This is a genomic window from Paenibacillus litoralis, assembly GCF_046244365.1.
In the GTDB taxonomy this organism is placed as follows: domain Bacteria; phylum Bacillota; class Bacilli; order Paenibacillales; family NBRC-103111; genus Paenibacillus_V.
This window is the reverse complement of sequence record NZ_CP176395.1, coordinates 6,192,305-6,210,589: the sequence shown is the minus strand read 5'-3', so window position 1 is coordinate 6,210,589 and position 18,285 is coordinate 6,192,305. Positions and strand designations below refer to the sequence as shown.

At 52.3% G+C, this 18,285-nt stretch carries 14 protein-coding genes; 13 read left to right on the top strand and 1 reads right to left on the bottom strand.

The window, feature by feature from the left end; translation table 11 throughout:
- Positions 1-105 precede the first annotated feature (105 nt).
- From ACKGJP_RS26270 to ACKGJP_RS26235, 8 genes are all read left to right on the top strand, one after another.
- Positions 106-930, top strand: coding sequence for a response regulator (locus ACKGJP_RS26270; protein ID WP_409341743.1), 825 nt, complete (start codon positions 106-108; stop codon positions 928-930).
- Between the two features lie 13 nt (positions 931-943).
- Positions 944-2,749, top strand: a complete 1,806-nt coding sequence (locus ACKGJP_RS26265; RefSeq protein WP_409341742.1) for a sensor histidine kinase — start codon at positions 944-946, stop codon at positions 2,747-2,749.
- 164 nt (positions 2,750-2,913) lie between these two features.
- On the top strand, positions 2,914-3,822 hold the full coding sequence (locus ACKGJP_RS26260; protein ID WP_409341741.1) for a hypothetical protein: 909 nt from the start codon (positions 2,914-2,916) through the stop codon (positions 3,820-3,822).
- Between the two features lie 136 nt (positions 3,823-3,958).
- Positions 3,959-5,260, top strand: coding sequence for a trigger factor (tig, locus tag ACKGJP_RS26255; RefSeq protein ID WP_409341740.1), 1,302 nt, complete (start codon positions 3,959-3,961; stop codon positions 5,258-5,260).
- A 286-nt stretch (positions 5,261-5,546) separates the two neighbouring features.
- On the top strand, positions 5,547-6,137 hold the full coding sequence (clpP, locus tag ACKGJP_RS26250; RefSeq protein WP_409341739.1) for an ATP-dependent Clp endopeptidase proteolytic subunit ClpP: 591 nt from the start codon (positions 5,547-5,549) through the stop codon (positions 6,135-6,137).
- 13 nt (positions 6,138-6,150) lie between these two features.
- Positions 6,151-7,425, top strand: coding sequence for an ATP-dependent protease ATP-binding subunit ClpX (clpX, locus tag ACKGJP_RS26245; protein ID WP_409341738.1), 1,275 nt, complete (start codon positions 6,151-6,153; stop codon positions 7,423-7,425).
- Positions 7,426-7,504: 79 nt separating this feature from the next.
- Positions 7,505-8,602: a flavodoxin-dependent (E)-4-hydroxy-3-methylbut-2-enyl-diphosphate synthase gene (ispG, locus tag ACKGJP_RS26240; RefSeq protein WP_409341737.1), complete on the top strand. Its 1,098-nt coding sequence runs from the start codon at positions 7,505-7,507 to the stop codon at positions 8,600-8,602.
- A gap of 176 nt (positions 8,603-8,778) precedes the next feature.
- Positions 8,779-9,621, top strand: coding sequence for a divergent polysaccharide deacetylase family protein (locus ACKGJP_RS26235; RefSeq protein WP_409341736.1), 843 nt, complete (start codon positions 8,779-8,781; stop codon positions 9,619-9,621).
- Here ACKGJP_RS26235 and ACKGJP_RS26230 read toward each other — a convergent pair.
- On the bottom strand, positions 9,587-10,288 hold the full coding sequence (locus ACKGJP_RS26230) for an N-acetylmuramoyl-L-alanine amidase (protein WP_409341735.1): 702 nt from the start codon (positions 10,286-10,288) through the stop codon (positions 9,587-9,589). The two genes, ACKGJP_RS26235 and ACKGJP_RS26230, sit on opposite strands and share 35 nt — an antisense overlap.
- A gap of 279 nt (positions 10,289-10,567) precedes the next feature.
- On the opposite strand from ACKGJP_RS26230, the gene lonB reads away from it, so the two are divergent.
- The 5 genes from lonB (at position 10,568) to ACKGJP_RS26205 (ending at position 18,087) form a co-directional block, all read left to right on the top strand.
- Positions 10,568-12,259: an ATP-dependent protease LonB gene (gene lonB, locus ACKGJP_RS26225; protein ID WP_409341734.1), complete on the top strand. Its 1,692-nt coding sequence runs from the start codon at positions 10,568-10,570 to the stop codon at positions 12,257-12,259.
- A 95-nt stretch (positions 12,260-12,354) separates the two neighbouring features.
- Positions 12,355-14,703, top strand: a complete 2,349-nt coding sequence (gene lon, locus ACKGJP_RS26220; RefSeq protein ID WP_409341733.1) for an endopeptidase La — start codon at positions 12,355-12,357, stop codon at positions 14,701-14,703.
- Positions 14,704-15,822: 1,119 nt separating this feature from the next.
- Positions 15,823-16,557: a ribosome biogenesis GTP-binding protein YihA/YsxC gene (yihA, locus tag ACKGJP_RS26215; RefSeq protein WP_409341732.1), complete on the top strand. Its 735-nt coding sequence runs from the start codon at positions 15,823-15,825 to the stop codon at positions 16,555-16,557.
- A 127-nt stretch (positions 16,558-16,684) separates the two neighbouring features.
- Positions 16,685-17,155, top strand: coding sequence for a hypothetical protein (locus ACKGJP_RS26210; RefSeq protein ID WP_409341731.1), 471 nt, complete (start codon positions 16,685-16,687; stop codon positions 17,153-17,155).
- 353 nt (positions 17,156-17,508) lie between these two features.
- Positions 17,509-18,087, top strand: coding sequence for a non-ribosomal peptide synthetase module (locus tag ACKGJP_RS26205; RefSeq protein ID WP_409341730.1), 579 nt, complete (start codon positions 17,509-17,511; stop codon positions 18,085-18,087).
- Positions 18,088-18,285 lie beyond the last annotated feature (198 nt).

Genomic DNA, 18,285 nt, shown 5'->3' with positions numbered 1-18,285 from the left:
TTTACGCGGGCGGCCGTCAGCGCCGTCCGCGATCATACGGGAATGGGGGTACGAAAGCCGTACGCCCCCTTTCCGTTTTTGCATACTTAAAGAGGGGGAATCGCCATGTACAAAGTGCTGATCGCGGACGACGAGACGCTGGATCTGGAAGGCATGAAGACCTTTATCCCGTGGAGCGAGCTGGGCATGGAAGTCGTAGGCGCCGTCACGAACGGCTTTGCCGCATGCGATCTGATCGAAAAGCAAAAGATCGACGTGCTCGTAACGGATGTCCATATGCCGAATATGTCGGGTTTGGAGCTCGCCAAGCTGGCAAGGGAACGGGTTGCCGATATGAGGGTCGTATTCGTCAGCGGCTACCGCGATTTTCACTATGTCAAGGAAGCGCTTTCTCTGCAGGCATACAGCTATGTGCTAAAGCCGATGGACGATCAGGAGCTGATCGATGCTCTTGCGCGGATGCGCCGCGATCTCGACGATGCGCGCAAGCGCGAGCAAACGGAGCGGGAGATGCAGCGGTTGTTGACCGGCGCCGTTCGTCGCGACCTTCCGCACTCCGAAGGGATGTCTGGAAGCGGAGAGTTCGAGCGGCATTCGGGAGCCGGAGGCAAGAACGGCAAGCTGATCGCCCAAATCGTCGAATATATGCGCGATCGTCTGGACCAGCCGATTACGGTGAAGGAGGCCGCGGACGAATTCGGATTTTCGCCGAATTATTTGGGCCAGCTCTTCAAAGAAGGAAACGGCCAGACGTTCCACGAATGCTTGGTAGCCCAGCGCATGGAGAAAGCGGGCGAGCTGCTGCGGGATCCGAAATTGCGCATCTATGAAGTCGCCTACCGCGTCGGCTACCGTTACATGCCGTATTTTAGCAAGCAGTTCAAGGAAACGTACCGGATGACGCCGGCCGAGTTCCGGAACTCGCTGTGAACGGAGGGGTGTCATGACCGGTCGCGAACAGTGGACGGAAGCGGACGCGCCAGCCTCCAAAGCAAGCTTTGTGCCGTTCGGCTACAAGCTGATGTTTTCGTATTTGATTTTCTCGCTTGTGCCGGTCATCGTATTCGGCTATTTTGCAAATTCCATTCTGCTGAACTCGATTCGGGAGCAGACAACGGGCAGCGTGCAAACGGCCATGCGGCAAATGAAGGATAACATCGAGTACCGGATGGAGGATCTGATCCGTCTGTCGGATATGATCTATTACGACAATTCGATCGCCACGCGGCTTCGCCAGTACGAAGGAGGCTGGTACTCCTACGAGTCGACAACGGAATATTTGCAGCCCAAGTTCGACGGCGTGCTCAAGGCGACCAGCGGGCGAATATGGCTAAGCGTCTATTTGCGGAACGAAACGCTTCCCGAAATGTACAGCTCTTATAACGGTACGGATCCGCTCACGTATGCCGGCCAGAGCTACGATGTGTTTCATCTTATGCGCATCGAGTACGAGGACTGGTATCGTAACTTCCCGGCGGAAAAATACGGGCAGACGTTCGGCTGGCAGCAGGTCGAGAACGACGCCGAGTACGGAAATATTTCGCTGCTCCGGCGCATGGTGGATACGAACGCGGTAACCCAGCTGAAGGAGATCGGTTTCCTCCGCTTTACGGTCAGGCTTTCCGAGCTGTTCGAAAGCGTAAAGCCGGCATTCGGAGAAGGCACATCGATAAGGATCGAACAAAACGACGGCATCGTGCTGTTCCGGACGGGAGGGCCGCAAGGCGGCGGCGATGCGGCGGACGGCGGCAATGGGGTGCTTACGATTGAAGAGAGGTTCGAGGTGGCGGGTTGGCGGCTCGTAGCGCATATTCCGAAGGAATGGGTCGAGAAAGACGCCCGCAAGGTAAAGCTGCTTACGCTTGCCGTGTGCTTGGCGATCTTCCTCATTTTTCTGTTACTGAGCATGTTTTTATCACGGTATTTCGCGAGGCGGGTTTCCCGCATCGTGCTCGTGCTGGAGTCCTTCCGCAGGGGAGATTTCCGCAAGCGAATCCATTTCAAAGGCAAGGACGAGTTCTCGGCGATTTCCCGTTCGATCAATTCCATGGCGCAGCATATCGACGAGCTGATCCAGGAGGTTTACGTGACCGGTCTCAAAAAGAAAGAGGCGGAGCTCGAGTCGCTCCAAGCGCAAATCAATCCGCACTTTCTTTACAATACGCTGTCCTCGATCAGCCGCCTGGCCAAATTCGGACAGGTCGAGCAGCTGCACCGCATGGTGCGGAATCTGGCCTTGTTTTACCGGCTTTCGCTGAACGAAGGACGGACGATTATCCCGCTCGCAAACGAGCTGGAGCAGGCGAAGGCGTACCTCGATATTCAGAAGGTCAAGTACGGAGACCGGATGGACGTTTTGTTCGAAGTGGAGCCGGAGCTTCTGCGCTACGAGACGGTGAAGCTTATTTTGCAGCCCTTCCTTGAAAACATCCTGGAGCACGCCTGGTGCGGCGATTGGGTCCACATTAGGGTAACGGGCCGCCGGGCCGGGGACGACATCGAGATCTGCATCATCGACGACGGCATCGGCATGACGCAGCAGACGCTTGGGCGGGTTACGCCTGGAGAGACGAGACAAGGAGAAGGATACGGGATCTATAACGTTCATGAACGCATACGGCTTCATTACGGAAAGCCCTACGGCGTAACGATTCATAGCAGACACGGCATCGGCACGTCGGTATGCATACGGATTCCGTGCGTTCGGCGTTCGGTGCCGTATGCGGAGTCCGCTTCGGTTTCGGCGTAGCATATGTTTCACCTATATAAGTGCTTATATTTCAACGGTAGCTGTAATCCTTGCTCAAACCGTCTAACCTTTTTTGCAATTTCACGCCATTCGCGGTACGATCAAAGGCAATACGACTAACATGATTGGTGGAGATTGGCCTGACCGACATGGAGAAAAGCAATGTGGTTTTATTTCCGCAGTCGATCGACTTTTACCAAATCGAGCTGACGCGCATGCTCGAGACGGACCGCTTTGCGGAAGCGGCCCGGATGCTCCGGTTTTTGATCGGCTGCGAAAGCGGCGACCCCAGCGCGGAGGAAGAGTGGCAATCGCTGCTTAGCTGGCTGGAAACGACCTTCCCGGAGACGACAAAGCCGGCGGATGCAGCGCCTCAAACGCCTGAACCCGACGATTCCGAAGAAGAGCATGAAACCGAGACCGAGCTGCTGAGCCGACATCTGAATGAGCGCGCCGATACGGACGATGCTTTCGTCCTGAAGTTGTTCGAGAAGCTCGAGCGTGCGGGGACGCCGGCGGAGCAGATGATTGCGCTCGAGCAGCTTGCGCTTATTCGCAGAGGCGACCGCGACATCGAGGCCTCGCTGATCCGCTGGCTGCAAGCGGCGAAGCTGTCTCCCGTCGATCAGTTCGCGGCGCTTCAAGCGCTTGGGCGAAGAGGGGTGAAGACGGAGGTCGTGCTGCCGAGACCGGACGGGCCTATGAGAGCGAAGCCCAGCGAAACGCCGCAAAGTCCCGGCCAGTTTCCGGAATCCGCAAGGCGGGTATTGTCGATTTTCCATGAGACCTGCGGAATGGACGACCCGATGCTTGCCGCATTCGCGGAGCAGACGTGGCATGATTTGCTGGCATTTTACTATGGAACGGAAACTTACGAACGTCTGAAGAGCGCCGATGACGAGCAAAGTCGCATCTGGGCGGCCGCGCTTCATGAGCGGTCTATCGCTGCGTTACAGGGCGAACGGGCGGCAGAAACGGCAGACATTTTCGCCAAATATGGAGTGGAACCGGAGCTTGAGAGCGACTGGCAGGCGGCGAGAAAAGCGCTGAAGGCTTTTATCCCGGGACTATGAATCGGTTTAACTTGAAATGAGAACGTTTTGTGATATAATGGAATGGTTATAATGGCATAAGGACAACCACTGCGCGGTTTCCTTGGCCAGAACGTGATAAATACGACGGTACATTTTTTGGAGGGGAAGGCATAAAATGAAAGCAAGCTGGGAAAAAATAGAGAAGAACCAAGGTGTTCTTACTGTAGAGGTTGACGCGGAGCAAGTAGCCGTAGGATTGGACAAGGCGTTCAAGAAAGTATCCGCAAAAGTAACGGTTCCAGGCTTCCGTAAGGGAAAAGTGCCACGGGCGCTTTTTGAAAAACGTTTCGGTATTGAAAGCTTGTACCAAGATGCGATCGACATTTTGCTGCCGGACGCGTACATGGATGCGGTAAAAGAAACCGGAATCGAGCCGATCGACCGTCCTGAAGTGGACGTCGAGCAAATCGCCAAAGGCGAAACGCTGAAATTCACGGCAAAAGTTCTTGTAAAACCGGAAGTTTCCCTTGGCGAATACAAAGGGATCGAAGTGGAAGAGCAAAACGCGGAAGTTACTTCGGAAGAAATCGACGAGGAACTGAACCGTTTGCAACAACGCCATGCTGAGCTGAACGTGATCGAAGAAGGCGGAGCGGAGAACGGCGACATTACAGCTATCGATTTCGAAGGTTCCGTAGACGGCGTTCTTTTCGACGGCGGCAAAGCGGAGAACTACTCTCTTGAGCTTGGATCGAACAGCTTCATTCCCGGCTTCGAGCCGCAAATCGTCGGTATGGCGAAAGGCGAAGAGAAGGATATCGAAGTATCGTTCCCTGAAGATTACCACGCTGAGGAATTGAAAGGCAAAGCGGCGGTCTTCAAAGTGAAGGTTAATGAAATCAAGCGCAAATCGCTGCCTGCACTCGACGACGAGTTCGCCAAAGACGTCAGCGAATTCGATACCCTGGACGAGTTCAAACAGGACATCGAGAAACGCCTGAAAGAGCGCAAGGCGCAAGACCTGAAAAGCCAAAAAGAGAATGCAGTCATCGAGAAAGCGGCTGCTTCCGCAGAAGTTGAAATTCCGTCCGTTATGATCGATACGGAAATCAATGGCATGCTGCAGGATTTCGAGAACCGTCTGCGTATGCAAGGCATGAATCTCGAAATGTATTACAAATTCTCCGGCCAAGACGAGCAAAAGCTGCGCGAGCAAATGCAGGAAGACGCCGAGAAGCGCGTTCGCAACAACCTGGTTCTTGAGGCTATCGCGAAAGCTGAGAACATTGAAGTATCCGAAGACGATCTGAACGCAGAACTTGAGAACATGGCACAGCAGTACCAGCGTTCCGTTGAGGAAATTCGCACCATTCTTGCGGCTAACGGCAACCTGTCTGCTATGAAAACGGACCTGGTCGTTCGCAAAACCGTAGATTTTTTGGTAGAGCATAGCAAAAATGGTTCCAGCGCTGCGTAAACATAAGTGAAGAAGCAAAAGGGGGCACGTCACCGATACGTGCCTTTCTTTTCAAATCGGGGCGTTTTTCGCCCTGTTTGGTGAAAATGACTTTGCTGCACAAACGTGCTACAATGAGAGAACGAATCGGTATTTGCGCCGCGGGTCACACGTCCTGATAGCGGCAGTACCGTTTCTTCTTAGGCGTTTGTCGGAGCTTCCCGCATATCTTTTCATTAAGAATGTGCGTCAGGAAGCTTGCGCTTGGACTTTGTGGAGTTATTTGACCAGGAAAGGGGTTGGCTGTATGAGTCTAATACCTATGGTTGTGGAACAGGAAGCTCGAGGAGAGCGATCTTACGACATCTACTCCAGGCTTCTTAAGGACCGAATTATCTTTATCGGGAGCGCAATCGACGATGATGTAGCCAATCTTGTCATTGCACAGCTGCTGTTTTTGGACGCGCAGGATTCCGGGAAAGATATTTTCCTGTATATCAATTCACCGGGCGGATCGGTAACGGCCGGACTCGGCATCTACGATACGATGCAGTTCATTAAGTCGGACGTATCGACGATGTGCATGGGCATGGCCGCCAGCATGGGGTCTCTTCTGCTAACGGCGGGAGCCAAAGGCAAACGCTTCGCGCTGCCGAACAGCGAAGTGATGATCCATCAGCCGCTGGGCGGTGTAAGAGGTCAAGCGACGGATATTAAGATCCACGCCGACTGGATTATCCGCACGAAGCAGAAGCTCAATGAAATGTATGTCACGCACACCGGACAGCCCTACGAGAAAATCGAGCGCGATACGGACCGCGACAACTTCATGAGCGCCCAAGATGCCAAAGCGTACGGATTGATCGACGAAGTCATCTCTCGCAAGGACTTGATTTAAAGGGGGGATTGGATTGTTCAAATTCAACGATGAAAAAGGACAACTGAAATGTTCGTTCTGCGGCAAGTCGCAGGATCAAGTGCGAAAGCTTGTTGCAGGACCGGGCGTTTATATATGCGACGAATGCATCGAGCTTTGTACGGAAATCGTCGAGGAAGAGCTCGGCCATGATGAAGAGCTCGATCTGAAGGACGTACCGAAGCCGAAGGATATCCGCGTCATTCTCGACCAGTATGTCATCGGCCAGGATCAAGCGAAGAAATCGTTGTCCGTGGCTGTTTACAACCACTACAAACGGATCAATTCGCAAAGCAAGCTGGAAGACGTCGAACTGCAAAAGAGCAATATTTTGCTTCTCGGACCTACAGGCAGCGGTAAAACGCTGCTAGCGCAAACGCTCGCCAAAATTTTGAACGTGCCGTTTGCGATCGCCGATGCGACTTCGCTGACCGAAGCCGGCTATGTCGGGGAAGATGTCGAGAACATTTTGCTTAAGCTGATTCAAGCGGCTGATTATGACGTGGAGAAAGCCGAACGCGGCATCATCTATATCGATGAAATCGATAAAGTGGCCCGCAAGTCGGAAAATCCATCGATTACCCGCGACGTGTCTGGTGAAGGCGTTCAGCAAGCGCTTCTCAAAATTCTTGAAGGCACGGTCGCTTCCGTTCCTCCGCAAGGCGGTCGCAAGCACCCGCATCAAGAATTCATCCAAATCGATACGACGAACATTCTGTTTATCGTAGGCGGAGCGTTCGACGGTTTGGAATCGATTATTAAGCGCCGGATCGGCAAAAAAGTAATCGGCTTCGGCACGGACGGTATGAAAGCCGACCTGAAGCCCGGCGAATATTTGTCGATGGTGCTTCCGGAGGACCTGCTGAAATTCGGTCTGATTCCGGAATTTGTCGGCCGGTTGCCGGTCATTTCGACGCTGGAGCCGCTTGACGAAGCTGCCTTGGTGAGGATCTTGTCCGAACCGAAAAACGCGCTTGTCAAGCAGTACCAGAAGCTGCTCGAAATGGACAACGTGAAGCTGGAGTTCCAGAACGATGCGCTGGAGGCGATCGCCAAGGAAGCCATCAAACGGAATACCGGAGCGCGCGGTCTCAGAGCGATCATCGAAGCCGTTATGCTGGACGTCATGTTCGAAGTACCGTCCCGCAGCGACGTCTCGAGCTGCCTGGTAACGCAGGAAGTCATTCAGCAGAAAGTCGCTCCCGAGCTGACAACCAAAGAAGGCAAGGAAGCCAGCGGCAAATCGAAGAAAAAAGAAGAGAGCGCATAAGCGTACAATACACGTGTAAACTCCTCCAATCCGATCCTTTCGGAGCGGAGGTGTTTGCCGTCATGGGAGAGAGACGGTCATGTACCATAGAACCGATACCGTTCCCGTCAAAGTGGGGAATTTGACGATCGGCGGGAACAATGAAGTAATCATCCAGAGCATGTGTACGACAAAGACTGCCGACGTCAAAGCGACCGTAGCGGAGATTCATCGCCTCGAAGAGGCGGGCTGTCAGGTCGTTCGCGTAACCGTCAACAACAAGGAAGCGGCAGAAGCGATCAAGGATATCAAGCGGCAAATTTCGATCCCGCTCGTAGCGGACATCCATTTCGATCACCGTTTGGCGTTGACCGCGATTGAGAACGGAATCGATAAGGTCCGGATCAACCCGGGCAATATCGGGAAACGGGACAAAGTAGAAGCGGTTGTCCGAGCCTGCAAAGAGCGGGGCATTCCCATTCGGATCGGCGTTAACGCGGGCTCGCTCGAAAAGCACTTAATCGATAAATACGGATATCCGACGCCGGATGCCATGGTCGAAAGCGCCTTGTTCCACATCAACATTTTGGAAGAGCTTGATTTCCGCGATATTATCGTCTCGCTGAAAGCATCGGATGTGCCGATGGCCATCGCGGCGTATACGAAAGCGGCTTCCACGTTCCGTTATCCGCTGCATCTTGGCATTACGGAATCGGGAACGCTTTTCTCGGGAACCGTCAAAAGCGCTGCCGGGCTGGGCGCTCTGCTTTCTCAAGGAATCGGTTCGACGATGCGTATTTCGCTTAGCGCGGATCCGGTTGAAGAAATCAAGGTAGCTCGCGAAATGCTGAAAGCGTTCGGCCTTATCTCGAATGCGGCTACGCTTATTTCGTGCCCGACTTGCGGCCGTTTGGATATTGATTTGTTCTCCATCGCGAACGAAGTGGAGGAGTACATTTCCAAAATCAAGGTTCCGATCAAAGTGTCGGTGCTGGGCTGTGCGGTTAACGGACCCGGAGAGGCTCGCGAAGCCGATATCGGGATTGCGGGAGCCCGTGGCGAAGGCATGCTGTTCCGATACGGGGAAATGATCCGTAAGGTACCTGAAGCCGAGCTGCTCGCGGAGCTTAAGAAGGAAATCGATATTATCGTCAAGCATTATGAGGAAACCGGAACGATTCCGGGACGCCGTCATTAATTTCATAGACTCGTTCAAAAAGAGTTGCAACTGCCGGGCCAAACCGGAGCTGCGGCTCTTTTTTGATTTATCAGCCTTGCCGATTTTTGCCGAATATGTGAAAGAAACCGTATAGTTTACCACCCTTTTACAAATAACAAGACGAAACCTTATTTAACCGTAAAAGGAGAATCGACATGGTAAACTGTATTCGTTTTTTTCGCATATTGATGGCTGCCGGGCTGGTATTTGCCGGAATGAGCGGCACGAGCGGTGCGACGCCTTTAGTAACTGCTGCGGCGCTCCAATCGGGCAATGAAGAACCGGCGCCGGCAAAGACGAAGCGAGGCGTCATCGTCATTGACGATTTTGGCAGCGATATGAAGGGGACCAAGGAAATGATGGAGCTGCCGTTCCACATTACGGTAGCGGTCATGCCGTTTCTGCCTTCGACGAAGCGCGATGCGGAATGGGCGCATAAAGTTGGGCATGAGGTTATCGTCCATTTGCCGATGGAGCCTATAAAGGGGAGAAAGAGCTGGCTGGGTCCCGGCGCGATTCTGACTTCGATGACGGACGAGGAAGTCCGCAAGCGCGTCAACGAAGCGATTGACGATGTGCCGTTCGCAGTCGGCATGAATAATCATATGGGCTCGAAAGCGACAGGGGATGAGCGCGTTATGACTATCGTGCTTGAGGTTTGCCGGGAACGCGGACTGTTTTTTCTGGACAGTAAGACGAACTATCGCAGCGTCGTTCCGGCCGTAGCAGCGAAGGTTGGGGTGAAGACGGTAGATAATCATATGTTTTTCGATGACATCGTTACGCAAGCGCATATTGCCAAGCAGGTCAAATTGTTTCAGAAGCACGTCCACGAAAACGATCTTACGGTTGCAATCGGGCATGTCGGCGATTCCGGCAAAAACACGGCCGCCGTACTGCGCAAATATTACCCGGACTTGGAGAAGGAAGCGCAATTCGTCCCGCTCTCCAAGGTAGCGACCGTTACGGCTGAGGGCGGGAGCCGGCGGATTCCGTAAAGGCGAAATATTGATCGACGGCGACACTCAGGGCGGCGACTAACTGTTTCTGTTTAGCAGGGGCGGTTAGCTGCCGTCTATCTCTTGCATTAGAGATAAAGCCCATTTCGACGATTACCGTGGGGCATTTGGTATGATTCAAAATAAAAAACGTTTTGCCGAATACCGGCTCCCTCGTTTGGCCATACAAGTTATTTAAAGACGACTGCAGCAAATTTGCCAGTAAAATGCTGTGGCTGTTGTTTTGATAAAGAACGACCCCGCCGTTTCTGTTGCGGTTTTTGGCCCAGTTGACATGCAGGCTGATCATCATTTTCGGATGCAGCTGATTGGCGATTAAACTCCTCTGCGCCAAATCCCGGCGATGCCTGCTGGAACGAAGCCAATGATTGTCCTCGCTTAGCGCGTAATCCCCCGTACGGTTTAGGACGGTACGGTACCCTTTGCTTTGGAGCTCGGCATAAAGCAGCTTGCCCAGCTGCAGATTGATATCCTTTTCCAGAAGATCGCCGTTTACCGCTCCGCCGTCGATTCCTCCGTGGCCTACATCGATCACGATGTCCATATCGGACATAACGGCCGGGATCGCAGAAGCTTGAGGAGGCTGAAGTAGAATAATTCCCCATACCAGCATGAATGCTGCCAGGCGCTTGAATGTTTTCTGCATGCTCGTCATCCCCTTCCAGCTCGACAAATCCATAACAAACATACGAGTAGAATGGCGCAAAACGGAGAAAGTCATGCATCCGAAAGCATGCCGCTATATGGCTTTTCATGATGGAGAGGGAATAAGAAGTCCGTTTTTTTGCCGATTAGCCAAAATCGAAAACAAATTCCATGGATAATGCTGGCTGCAGCAGGCAATACTATCAGGTAGGGATTTTCAACATGGAACGTTCCATACCGGGCCGATTGGAAGGCGTCCGGTCAAAAGGGGAGGACGAATATGAGTCTTAGCTTGATTTTAATGGTCATTCAATTATTTTTTGCGGTTGTCATCGGTCTTTATTTCTGGAATTTGCTGCGCAATCAGCAAACGAACCGTACGGCAATCGACCGCGAGTCCAAAAAGGAGCTGGAGAAGCTGCGCAAACTGCGCTCCGTTTCGTTGACAAAGCCGCTCTCCGAGAAAACGCGGCCTGCCGCCATGAACGATATCGTCGGGCAAAAGGAAGGGCTTCGCGCGCTGAAAGCAGCGCTCTGCGGGCCGAATCCGCAGCATGTGATCATCTACGGTCCTCCGGGTGTCGGCAAAACGGCAGCGGCCCGAGTCGTGCTGGAAGAAGCGAAAAAAAGCGGCAGCTCGCCGTTTAAATATGACGCCAAGTTTACGGAAATCGACGCGACGACGGCCCGTTTCGACGAAAGAGGGATCGCCGATCCGCTGATCGGCTCCGTTCACGATCCGATTTATCAAGGTGCGGGAGCGATGGGCGTCGCCGGCATCCCGCAGCCCAAGCCCGGAGCGGTAACGAAAGCGCATGGCGGGATACTCTTTATTGACGAAATCGGGGAACTGCATCCGATTCAGATGAATAAATTGCTGAAGGTGCTGGAAGACCGGAAAGTATTCCTGGAGAGTGCGTATTATAATTCCGAGGACAGTAATATACCTAGCTATATTCACGATATTTTTCAAAACGGGCTTCCTGCCGATTTCCGGCTTGTAGGTGCCACGACACGGACGCCTCAGGAAATTCCGCCAGCTATCCGTTCTCGTTGTATGGAAATCTTTTTCCGGCCGCTTCTGCCCGATGAAATCGGCCAAATCGCGACGAACGCCGTTCGCAAAATCGGGTTTCCCGAGAACCGTCAAGCGATTGAAGTCATCAAACGGTATGCGACCAACGGACGCGAAGCGGTAAATATCGTTCAGCTTGCTGCCGGGTTAGCGATGACCGACAACCGTGAAGAGATGGGGGCCGCTGACGTCGAGTGGGTCGTAAGCAGCAGCCAGCTTTCGCCTAGACCGGAGAAAAAGGTGCCCGGACAGCCGCAAATCGGCTTCGTCAACGGGTTGGCCGTCTACGGACCGAACCTCGGCACGCTGCTGGAGATAGAAGTAACGGCCATTCAGACGAGCCAGCCGGGTAAAGGCGTGTTTAATATTACAGGCGTTGTAGACGAGGAAGAAGTCGGCGGAGGCTCCAGAACGCTGCGGCGCAAAAGCATGGCGAGAGGCTCCGTGGAGAACGTCTTAACCGTGCTGCGGCGTCTGGACATGAATCCGGACGACTACGATCTGCATATTAACTTCCCGGGCGGCGTTCCGATCGACGGGCCATCGGCGGGCATTTCGATGGCTACGGCAATCGCGTCCGCAATCAACCGGATTCCGGTGGACAACCGGCTTGCGATGACGGGCGAGGTCAGCATTCACGGCAACGTGAAGCCGATCGGCGGCGTTGTAGCCAAAGTGGAGGCGGCTGTGCAAGCCGGCGTCACCAAGGTCATCATCCCCCGGGAAAATTGGCAGGAGCTGTTTACTACGCTGGACGGCATCACGATCATCCCGGTCGATACGATCGAGGACGTGCTGCGCGAAGCGCTGGGCGTCAAGATCGGCGAACGTACGGTCCAAGTGCCGGCACCGAGCGACGTTATAGCGGCAACGCCCGGAATTGGTATTTTGAATTAAGTTTTGGTAAAATAACTAAGATCGCCGTAGTGTTACTGCGATCCGTTAATGAACAGCAGCTTGTTGGTTTCACATACATTGGAGGTGCTGGAACAATGGGTCCGACCAAAACGAAGATAAAACGGCTGCCGCTTCTGCCGTTGCGGGGACTTCTGGTGTATCCGAGCATGGTCCTGCATTTGGATGTCGGGCGGGAGAAGTCGGTTCGCGCGCTTGAGCGGGCGATGGTCGACGACAGCTTGATTCTCCTTTGTTCCCAATCGGAAATGAACATCGAGGAGCCTACCAAGGAAGATATTTACCGCATCGGCACGATAGCCAAAGTGCGTCAAATGCTTAAGCTACCGAATGGTACGATTCGCGTTCTCGTTGAAGGTACGATGCGTGCGGAAGTCGTGGAATATCTGATTAACGACGAGTACTATGAAGTCAACGCGAAGGAACTGCCCGAGCAGGAGCTAGCCGACCCTGAAATCGACGCTTTGATGCGGACGGTGCTGAGCCAGTTCGAGCACTATATCAATTTGTCGAAGAAGGTAACGCCGGAAACGCTTGCCGCCGTTTCGGATATCGAGGAGCCGGGCAGGCTTGCGGACGTCATTTGCAGCCACCTCTCGCTCAAAATCAAAGACAAGCAAGAAATTCTCGAAACGATCGATGTCAGGCAGCGGCTTGAAAAGCTGCTTGACATTCTTAACAACGAGCGCGAAGTGCTCGAGCTGGAACGTAAAATCAGCCAGCGCGTCAAGAAGCAAATGGAAAAGACGCAAAAAGAGTATTACCTGCGCGAGCAAATGAAGGCGATCCAAAAAGAGCTAGGCGAGAAAGAAGGACGCGCCGGCGAAATCGAGGAGCTTCGCAATCAGCTGTCCGAGGCGAACGTGCCTGACAAAGTGCGGGAGAAGATCGAGAAGGAAATCGACAGGCTGGAAAAAATGCCTGCTTCTTCGGCGGAAGGAAGCGTCATTCGCAACTATATCGATTGGCTGCTGTCGCTTCCATGGTCGAAAGCGTCGGATGACGATCTTGATATCGTCAAGGCCGAGCAAATTTTGAACGAGGATCATTACGGACTTGAGAAGCCGAAGGAACGGGTACTCGAGTATTTGGCCGTTCAGAAGCTGGTCAAAAAGCTGAAAGGTCCCATCCTATGCCTGGTCGGGCCGCCAGGCGTCGGGAAAACGTCGATCGCCCGCTCGATCGCAAGGTCGCTCGGACGCGAATTCATTCGCGTTTCGCTTGGCGGCGTGCGCGACGAAGCGGAAATTCGCGGTCACCGCAGGACGTATGTCGGAGCTATGCCGGGACGCATCATTCAAGGGATGAAGACGGCGGGAACAAGCAATCCGGTCTTTTTGCTCGACGAAATCGATAAGATGGCGATGGATTTCCGCGGAGATCCGGCGTCCGCCTTACTTGAGGTGCTTGACCCTGAGCAAAACAGCACTTTTAGCGATCATTTTATTGAACTGCCGTTTGACTTATCGAATGTGATGTTTGTGACGACGGCTAATGCCGTTCACAACATTCCGCGTCCTCTGCTCGATCGGATGGAGATGCTCTACATTCCGGGATACACGGAGATCGAAAAGCTGGAGATCGTCAAAAAATATTTGCTTCCGAAGCAGGAACGCGAGCACGGATTGGAACCCGGACAGCTTGTGCTGGAAGAAGCGACGCTGATGAAGCTCGTCCGCGAATACACGAGGGAATCCGGCGTGCGTAATCTGGAGCAGCAAACGGCAAGCTTGTGCCGGAAAGCGGCAAAGGAAATCGTAACGAATCCGGACAAAAAGGTCGTCATTACGAATGATAATCTGAAAGATTATCTCGGACCTTCGAAGTTCCGTTACGGCATGGCGGAAGAGCAGGATCAGATCGGAGCGGTAACCGGGCTCGCCTGGACGGAAGTCGGAGGCGATACGCTGGTCATCGAAGTGACGGTGATGCCGGGCAGCGGCAAGCTGACGCTTACGGGCAAGCTGGGCGACGTGATGAAGGAGTCGGCTCAAGCGGCATTCAGCTATACCCGTTCCCGTGCGGGTGTACTGAATATTCCTTCGGATTTTCATGAGAAGAACGATATACACGTTCATATTCCCGAAGGCGCCATTCCGAAGGACGGTCCGTCCGCAGGTATTACGATGGCGACGGCGCTTATCTCGGCGCTTACGAATATTCCGGTTTCCCGCGAGGTGGCGATGACCGGTGAGATTACGCTGCGAGGGCGCGTACTGCCGATCGGCGGTTTGAAGGAAAAGTCGCTGGCCGCCCACCGCGCAGGCATCCGAACGGTGCTGATGCCGAAGGACAATGAGAAGGATATCCATGAAGTACCGGAAAGCGTGCGAAACGATCTGACGTTTATCCCGGTAGGTCATATGGATGAAGTGCTCGAACACGCGCTTGTCCAGCCGGCTGAAAAAGTGGCGACTCCCCAGTAAATATGCAATGTAACCCCAAGAGCGCTATGCTCTTGGGGTTTCGCGCGGGTGCGAGCAATACGGGAGAATGATCGCGGGTTGCAGTTGGTAGTGATCGGCTGGTGGTTATCTGCCGGATGCAGGTTTTGGGGACTGCTGAGGGTTGGTAGCTATCTGCCGCATGCTGATTGCTGGTACTGCTGGTCGGCTGGTCGCTGTCGGTTGCAGATTGCTGGGACTGCTGAGGGCTGGTGGCAATCTGCCGGATGCATGTTGTGGGGAATGTTGATCGGTTGGTGGCTGTCTGCCGGATGCAGGTTACGGGTACTGCTGATCGGCTGGCGGCTGTCTGCCACTCGCAGGTTGATAGGACGCCAGTCATTTGCTTATTGCTGTTCGTAGTTGCTTCTTATCCTCGCAAGTCGAGATGCTGCGCTAAAAATGCGAAGCTAGCTGAAATAATGAATATAAGTTCATTATTAGTGAACTCAACTTCACTATTTTGCTCTCTAGACGGTCCTCTGGTCTGAATAGTGAACAAAAGTTCACTATTAGTGAATGTAACGGAAAAATAGTTACGTGAGGTTCACTATATGGCCGGTAGAGAGTGAAACAGGTGTAAATAGTGAACTTTACTTCAGTAATAGTGAACCTACATTCACTATTGTCTCAACTTGGCTAGAATTCGAGTAGTTGGCGATCTTAAGTAACATAGTGTTTAGAAAGTGTCGACTCTCCAGGTCATGGTGGCTAGAAGATCGAAAGTCACTGTTTGGGCAGATTGAAAAAAGGTCGTCTCCTAGGCGGTAGGATGGTTAGAACGCTTTGTGGGGTACTTTGTTACTTGAAATGGGAGGGTTGAGGGCGAGGCCCTCGATGTTCGGGAGTCTGAGGGCGGGGCCCTTAGCGGGAGTCCAGAGGGCGGAGTCCTATGGGGTCCTCCCCTTTGAAGGGGAGGATTTAGGAGGGGTAGGAACGCCTTTAGGGGTAGAAACGCTTTAGGGGTAAAAACGCCTTTAAGGATAGAAACGCTTTAAGGTTAAAAATGCTTTTAGGGCTAGGAATTAGGGGTAAAAAAAGTTTTTGGTTTTTGCTTTTAAAACTAAGCTTTGAAAAGTCCATAGAAGGGAGTGAACGGGGTTGAAGGTCAAGAACGCCGAATTCGTCATAAGCGCAGTTAGCCCGTCGCAATATCCGGAGGACGGACTGCCGGAAATCGCGCTTGCCGGCCGGTCCAACGTAGGCAAATCGTCTTTGATCAACAAGATGATCCAACGCAAAAACTTAGCCCGTACAAGCTCCAAGCCCGGCAAGACGCAAACGCTGAATTATTATAAAATAAACGAGGATTTATTTTTCGTCGACTTGCCGGGCTACGGCTACGCTCAGGTGTCCAAGTCGGAGCGCGAGCGATGGGGGAAATTCATCGAGCAGTATTTGACGCAGAGGGACGAGCTCAAGCTCATTTTGCAGCTTGTAGACGTTAGACATGCGCCGTCCAAGGACGATCAGTCGATGTATGAATGGCTCAAGCATCTCGGTCTTCCGGTATGCGTCGTAGCGACCAAAGCGGACAAAATAAGCCGCAGCCAGTGGCAGAAACATGTGAAAATCGTGAAGCAAACGTTGGGTTTTCACTCCGCCGACCGTTTTATTTTATTCTCGTCGGAAACCGGCATGGGGAAGGACGAGCTTTGGGATATCATTAAGGAAAAGCTCGAATGGAACGAAGAAGAAAGCTTGGAGCAAGAGCATGAACCGGAACAGGTTCAAGCCCAAGCCCAAACCCAAACCCAAACCCAAGCCCAAGCCCAAACCCAAACCCAAGCTCAAGAGGAAGAGCAACAACAGGATCTGGAAAAACCCGCAAAATAGTAGAGTAGCGCTGACGGCACAGAGCCGTTTCGGCGCTTTTTCTATTAATAGGTGCAATTCGTCCTAGCAAACGGACTCTCTTCTGCATTTACTAGAAATAGAAATGTATAAGGAGGAGTTCGCTAAAATGAGAACCAATAAGCGTCCGACTATGCGAGTCAACTCGATTAGAAAGGAAGCGATCAAAAAGAAGGTCGCCGTATACGTCAAGTCGCTGCAGGAGCATGCCGATATCGAGAATGTAGTGACACTGACTACCGGAATCATCAACAAGAATGCAAATACGGAGTTTTCCCATACGGAGGTGGTAAACCGCCGTTCTTCGCCTGTCCAAGTAAGAGTTGTCGTGTTCAGCTGGAACAACCAGAACAGTCCGGTCGTATTGTCGAGCGTGGCACAAACGATAGCAGCCAATTCTTTCCGTTCCTTCAATACGAACATTTCTGCGGTTAATTTTCATTATGAAGTGGTTATTTTACTATCCAGCGTCACGAACGTCGTGGCGAACCATTTCGGCCTGAACAGCGTGGGCGGAGTGCCTACATCGCCGCAAGAAGGAGATACCGTTCTTTTCAAGGAGCTCGTACACATCGTTTAAGCTCGGCGACGAGAGATAGCCATGAATATTGGACTGTGCCGTATACCATGCGGACGGTCCTTTGTTCTGTCGCGGAAAGCTCTCTTTAGTTTGGGAGTAGGAATACGGAGATATTTTGCAGATAGGCGAGAATTGCAGTAAAATAAAGAGAACTCCCCATCCATATCCAAGGGAGACGGAGGAATCGAAACGGAAACATAAGGTTATGGCGATATTCTCGATACTAAAAGCGGTTTTTTCAGCGAATTTGCCTGAATCGTCAGAATTCGTTGCAGGAATATTGATGCAGCCTGTAGTATAATGATAAGTGTAAAGGTTTCAAAGGGCTTGAAAAACAGAATCGAGGGATTTTTATGGCGCAAAGGTTAGCGACCGAATACGTCAAAACCTGCCTGGAGTTAACGGAAGCGGAAATGTCGAGGTTTATTGCGATGTTTCAAGGGCATCAGAATCTTTTGCAAGTAAAAGTGCTGGAAAACGGAAGCCAAGAAGTCGTGTTTATGGACCGCCCGGGCGATCAAATTGCGTTGTCATTCGAGCGCAAAATGGGAAAGTATGTGTTTGAAGGCTCATGCCGTTTTACGAATCCGAACCTCGTCAATCTAATGCGTAAGGCTTTATCCGATTTTAAAGGCAGTGCGATCGTCAATCGCATCTATACCGGTTACACCATGGTGTACCAGTATGCCGCAGGAACTGTTGTGAGAATCGTCGAGCTTAAAGGAAATCAGGAGAAGATCGTATACGAGTACAAAGATACGATCGGAGAATTTGAACGAATGTTCCGTCGCAGCGAAGCCGAGCGTGAAATCCAGAAGATTTGGTACGAAATCGACCATTTTCTTGATTTGCGCAACCAAAGCGGAGAGAAAGACGCGATCGACGAGCACCTCAAAATGCTCGCGCACCGTTTGTTCGTACTGGAAGCTTAACTAAACATAGCGTTGATGTGAATGCATGGGAATTATGACAAATTGTTGAACGCAGCGGCCCGCCTAGAGCGGGTCTTATTGTTTTTATGGAAGGGCAATTCGTGATAAATACCTTTATTTTAGGGTGAAAATGTGCGGAATCAGGCACTTTCGGCGTCAGGCCGGCATATGCTGTTCAGCGGGTGTCAAAAGCTGGCT

Coding starts and splice junctions, on each gene's coding strand:
- ACKGJP_RS26270 (WP_409341743.1), top strand. CDS start 106: ATGTACAAAGTGCTGATCGCGGACGACGAGACGCTGGATCTGGAAGGC.
- ACKGJP_RS26265 (WP_409341742.1), top strand. CDS start 944: ATGACCGGTCGCGAACAGTGGACGGAAGCGGACGCGCCAGCCTCCAAA.
- tig (WP_409341740.1), top strand. CDS start 3,959: ATGAAAGCAAGCTGGGAAAAAATAGAGAAGAACCAAGGTGTTCTTACT.
- clpP (WP_409341739.1), top strand. CDS start 5,547: ATGAGTCTAATACCTATGGTTGTGGAACAGGAAGCTCGAGGAGAGCGA.
- ispG (WP_409341737.1), top strand. CDS start 7,505: ATGTACCATAGAACCGATACCGTTCCCGTCAAAGTGGGGAATTTGACG.
- ACKGJP_RS26235 (WP_409341736.1), top strand. CDS start 8,779: ATGGTAAACTGTATTCGTTTTTTTCGCATATTGATGGCTGCCGGGCTG.
- ACKGJP_RS26230 (WP_409341735.1), bottom strand. CDS start 10,288: ATGCAGAAAACATTCAAGCGCCTGGCAGCATTCATGCTGGTATGGGGA.
- lonB (WP_409341734.1), top strand. CDS start 10,568: ATGAGTCTTAGCTTGATTTTAATGGTCATTCAATTATTTTTTGCGGTT.
- lon (WP_409341733.1), top strand. CDS start 12,355: ATGGGTCCGACCAAAACGAAGATAAAACGGCTGCCGCTTCTGCCGTTG.
- ACKGJP_RS26210 (WP_409341731.1), top strand. CDS start 16,685: ATGAGAACCAATAAGCGTCCGACTATGCGAGTCAACTCGATTAGAAAG.
- ACKGJP_RS26205 (WP_409341730.1), top strand. CDS start 17,509: ATGGCGCAAAGGTTAGCGACCGAATACGTCAAAACCTGCCTGGAGTTA.